Raw genomic sequence first — 4,344 nt, forward strand, 5'->3', positions numbered from 1 at the left:
GTTATTGATCTTTTGAAAAAAATGTGTGCTGATAGCCATAATAGAATGATAATAAGTAGTGGTAGAGATAAACAGGCTCTTGAAGATTGGTTAGGACATTTGCCATTAGATATGGCAGCCGAACATGGTATGTTTTACAAAGAGAATGGTATATGGAAAAGTAAAGGGCAGAAAATTGAATGGGATCAAGAGATAATAGACATAATCAAACATACAGTAAAAAAGACTCCTCGTTCGAAACTTGAAATAAAAGAAACGGCCTTGGTCTTTCATTACCGGGATGTTGATGTCTGGTTAGCCGAATTGCGTGTAACACAGTTGATAAATGCCTTAATAAATCCAGCATCAAGACAGAATTTACAGATAATGAAAGGAAATAAAATTGTAGAAATTAAGTCAGGCGAATTTAATAAAGGCTCAGAAGCTTTAAGGCTAATCAGTCAAAGTGAATACGATTTTGTGATGGCTATAGGGGACGATACAACTGATGAAGAAATGTTTATGGCATTGCCGGATACGGCTATAACGATAAAAGTAGGAGACCCATCAAATGCAGCGCGGTATAATATTCCAAAACAAACTTTAAACATTGATTTTTTGAAAAAACTAATAAAATAATTTAATTGCTTATGGATAATCTAGATTACGGTGTAGTCGGAAATTGTAAAACTGCTGCTTTAATTTCAAAAGAAGGAAGTATCGATTGGCTTTGTTTTCCGGTATTCGATTCTCCATCTGTATTTTCTAAATTATTAGATAAAGATAAAGGCGGGAGCTTTTCATTCATTGTTTCTGATAGTTATCGTATTACACAAAATTACTTTAAAGAAACAAATATACTTTGTACTCGCTTTGCTTCTGATGAGGGCGTATTTGAAGTACTCGATTTTATGCCGAGATACAAGACCCGTGGAGACGAGTATTATATCCCTTCCGAAATTTATCGTTATATAAGACTCATTGATGGTAAACCACGTTTTAGGATAAATTATACTCCTGTAATGAATTATGCCAGAGATTCGGTCATACACAAAAAGTTTGCCTACTTTATAAGAACATTCTCTTTAGTAGACGGAAATGATAATATCTATTTATATTCAAGTATTGATTTTGACACCATATTAAATCAAGAAGAAATTATTCTGGAGCAAGACCAGTATATGCTATTGTCGTATAGTCAAAAACTAGCGAATATAGATATCAACCGAGCCTATCTCGAATATCAGCGTACAAAGATTTACTGGTTGAACTGGAATAATCGTTCCCGAAAATTCATCGAATACAACGACTATATCTGTCGCAGTCTGTTGGCTCTTAAACTGATGTGTTATGAGTCATCCGGAGCTATTATGGCAGCTCTTACCACCAGTATTCCGGAAACAATAGGCGAAGTTCGCAACTGGGATTATCGATTTTGCTGGATTCGTGATGCATCGATGTCTATAGAAACCCTGATAGAACTTGGGCATCATTCAACAGCGAAGCGGTTTATGTCTTTTGTGAAGGATATATTGAAGTCTAAATCAGATTCTTTACAAATTATGTATGGAATAGATGGTAGTCGTACATTAAAAGAAGAGATACTGCCACATTTGGCAGGATATGAAAATTCCCAACCGGTAAGAATTGGAAATGCTGCATATTTCCAAAAACAAAATGACACTTTCGGCTATTTGATGGATGTTATACATAGCTATTATTTCCGTTTTCCTGGCACATTGGGCGAGTTGGAAGAAATGTGGGAAGTCGTTAAATCGATCGTCAGAACAGTCTATATGGTTTGGCGAAATCCTGATCAGAGTATTTGGGAATTTCGTAACATCGAAAAAAATTTTGTCTTCTCGAAGGTAATGTGTTGGGTAGCTCTTGACAGAGCAATAGAGATAGCCAAACTTTTAAATCAGACTGACTATGTATCAGCATGGCAAAAAGAAGCGATGGCTATAAAAGAAGATGTGATGCAGAATGGATGGAACGATCAGATTCAGAGTTTTACTCAAGCATATGATAATACGCATATGGATTCATCATTGCTTTTGATGGAACAGTATGGTTTTATAGATGCAAACGATGATCGCTATATAAAGACAGTAAAACGTATAAAAGAAGAATTATACCATAATGGATTAATGTATCGATATAAAGTCGATGATGATTTTGGTTTGCCGTCTTCTGCTTTTACTATCTGTACTTTTTGGCTAACTCGTGCATTGTTTATGATTGGTGAGAAAGGCGAAGCCCGGAAAATATTTGATCAGTTACTGGAATATTCAAATCATCTAGGGTTGTTTAGTGAAGATTTGGATTTCGAAACCAAACGTATGCTAGGAAACTTTCCTCAAGCATATTCTCATCTGGCGTTGATAGATACAGCTTTGCTATTCTCTGAAGAACGAAAATATATCAATTTTATTAAACCTTAAGACTGAATCAGTAGCCTTTTATAAGTAATATAATAGAGGCAACGGTTATCATTTACCGTCGCCTCTCTTTTTGTTTACGTCTTTTTCCCGATAAAGCGTATTACCGAGGCTTTTCCATTATGCCCTATACCTTCTGCCAGTTCTATTTCTATTTCTTCTAAAAGATCGACCTGTAAAGAATCAAAGATCGAGAGAATCTCTTGCTTCGAATACATCATTTCCACATGTGGAGGCCCCCCCGCCAATGGATTTTGTTGCTGGTATTTTACATGCTCTTTACTGAATCCTTCGATAATAATATGCCCTCCAATTTTCAAAAAAGGCAATAATGATCTGTGATATTTTGCTTTTAACTGTTCCGGTAGGTGAACATAGGTAAGAGCGATTACATCATAAGAGTCTACAATATAATTTTCAGAGATATCTTCGAAATCAATCACTTTGAATGAAATATCCACGCTATTCTTTTGAGCCAAACGCAAGGCTTTTTCTTTAGCTTGCTGGCTTTGGTCGAAAGCGTCTACACTCCATCCTCTTGTTGCAGCATATACACCATTTCGTCCCTCTCCATCAGCCGGAAGAAGAATTTTTCCTATTGGAAGTGTATCGATGATTTGCTTGAAAAATAGATTCGGAGCTTCTCCATAGCGGTATTCTTTCATATTGTAACTTTCGTCCCATTTATTATTCATAGTCATTCATTTTCTGTTAATATGCACTGAAGAAATCCGGTTTTATCGTAAATCCTATTCTTACTTGATTTGTATATTTCTTGTAATTCAGTAACCCTTCTCCATAACCGGCATAATAATCCAAAGTTAAGTATTGATTTGAATTTTTAGATACTCTAAATGATAAAGATGTATGTAAATTAGGGTTTATAACCTTATCTCGAGGCATTATATTAAGGCTAAACCACCATAGATTTTCCTTATCTATATAATTGACCGAAAAAATGCCATATCCTTTGTAGCGCAATAAATCTTTATTATTACTACCATCTACATAGGGCAGATATATTTGAGCTTTAGCCGATAATCGCATATTGTAAAAGTATTTGGCTGACAGATTTATATAGTTCCAACTACGGGAATCTTCTCCTGCTTTACCATTCGACTCATGTTCCAAAGAAATCATCATTGCCCCTTTCAGTTTATTGTCTTTTATCACATACCTGCCAAAGCCTATTCCCGGATTATAATTTGTATCGCGAAAAGGACTTGATTCGTCGTAAATATCCCAAAATGATTTCTGAGAATAAGTAATGTATAAGAATGAGTTGAAAGGAAGTACACTTCTGGTAACTCTGTGGCGAATACTAAACTGAAAGAATGCATCCGCTGTTTTGCGGGTTACCGATTTATTTAAAGGGATTCCGGTTACCATATAATTATCCTTATACACCGCAAAATGAGCCTGCTTGTCTAGTACAGATCTTACAAGGTCTTCCGAAACTTCAATCGGTTTATGTTTCAATACATTTATCGACTGCATCTCGTTTAAATAGTTATTCCGAAGTGAAATACTATCTACCTGTAAGATCGTATTTTCTTGTGAGTAGACCCTAGGGGTGTGTATAATGAGGATAAACAATACGATTATTGTATAAAATATTGTTTTCATATCTAAAAAAGAGAGCAAAAGACGATTTAAGTGTTCGGTTTTGCTCTCTCAAGTTTAATTAATCAATTTACCGTTTTATATTCAGTTTATCGAGCAGGATTTCCAACGGACAAAATTTAGTGAACGAAGACTGTATAAGGTTTACTCCAACAAATGCAGGTAACAACAGCCATCCGATAGAAACAAAATAAGCCAGAGAAATACCTGTTAGTACCATTGTACCCGCTACTATCCGTATAATATATTCACGTTTCATAATCAAATCAGTTTAGAAAAATTCTCTACATCAAGGACAAAA

5 protein-coding genes are annotated in these 4,344 nt (G+C 35.2%); 2 read left to right on the plus strand and 3 right to left on the minus strand.

Annotated features, from left to right (window positions below):
* The coding region (otsB, locus tag BGO84_RS16890; protein WP_291030964.1) for a trehalose-phosphatase at positions 1-618 on the plus strand (618 nt) is incomplete at its 5' end.
* Between the two features lie 11 nt (positions 619-629).
* The gene (locus tag BGO84_RS16895; protein WP_291030966.1) at positions 630-2,423 is read left to right on the plus strand and encodes a glycoside hydrolase family 15 protein; all 1,794 of its coding nucleotides are present in this window, start codon (positions 630-632) and stop codon (positions 2,421-2,423) included.
* Positions 2,424-2,497: 74 nt separating this feature from the next.
* On the opposite strand, the gene BGO84_RS16900 is transcribed toward BGO84_RS16895, so the two are convergent.
* From BGO84_RS16900 to BGO84_RS16910, 3 genes are all read right to left on the minus strand, one after another.
* Complete coding sequence (locus BGO84_RS16900) at positions 2,498-3,115, minus strand: class I SAM-dependent methyltransferase (protein WP_291030968.1); 618 nt, start codon at positions 3,113-3,115, stop codon at positions 2,498-2,500.
* A gap of 16 nt (positions 3,116-3,131) precedes the next feature.
* Entirely contained in the window at positions 3,132-4,046 is a 915-nt protein-coding gene (locus BGO84_RS16905; RefSeq protein WP_291030969.1) for a phospholipase A, read from the minus strand.
* Between the two features lie 67 nt (positions 4,047-4,113).
* On the minus strand, positions 4,114-4,302 hold the full coding sequence (locus BGO84_RS16910) for a DUF2892 domain-containing protein (RefSeq protein WP_252639054.1): 189 nt from the start codon (positions 4,300-4,302) through the stop codon (positions 4,114-4,116).
* Between the last annotated feature and the right edge of the window lie 42 nt (positions 4,303-4,344).

The organism is Dysgonomonas sp. 37-18 (assembly GCF_001899125.1).
Lineage (GTDB): Bacteria > Bacteroidota > Bacteroidia > Bacteroidales > Dysgonomonadaceae > Dysgonomonas.

Excerpts from the sequence above, each read along its gene's own strand:
- BGO84_RS16910 (WP_252639054.1), bottom strand. The coding sequence starts at position 4,302 with ATGAAACGTGAATATATTATACGGATAGTAGCGGGTACAATGGTACTA.
- BGO84_RS16895 (WP_291030966.1), top strand. The coding sequence starts at position 630 with ATGGATAATCTAGATTACGGTGTAGTCGGAAATTGTAAAACTGCTGCT.
- BGO84_RS16900 (WP_291030968.1), bottom strand. The coding sequence starts at position 3,115 with ATGAATAATAAATGGGACGAAAGTTACAATATGAAAGAATACCGCTAT.
- BGO84_RS16905 (WP_291030969.1), bottom strand. The coding sequence starts at position 4,046 with ATGAAAACAATATTTTATACAATAATCGTATTGTTTATCCTCATTATA.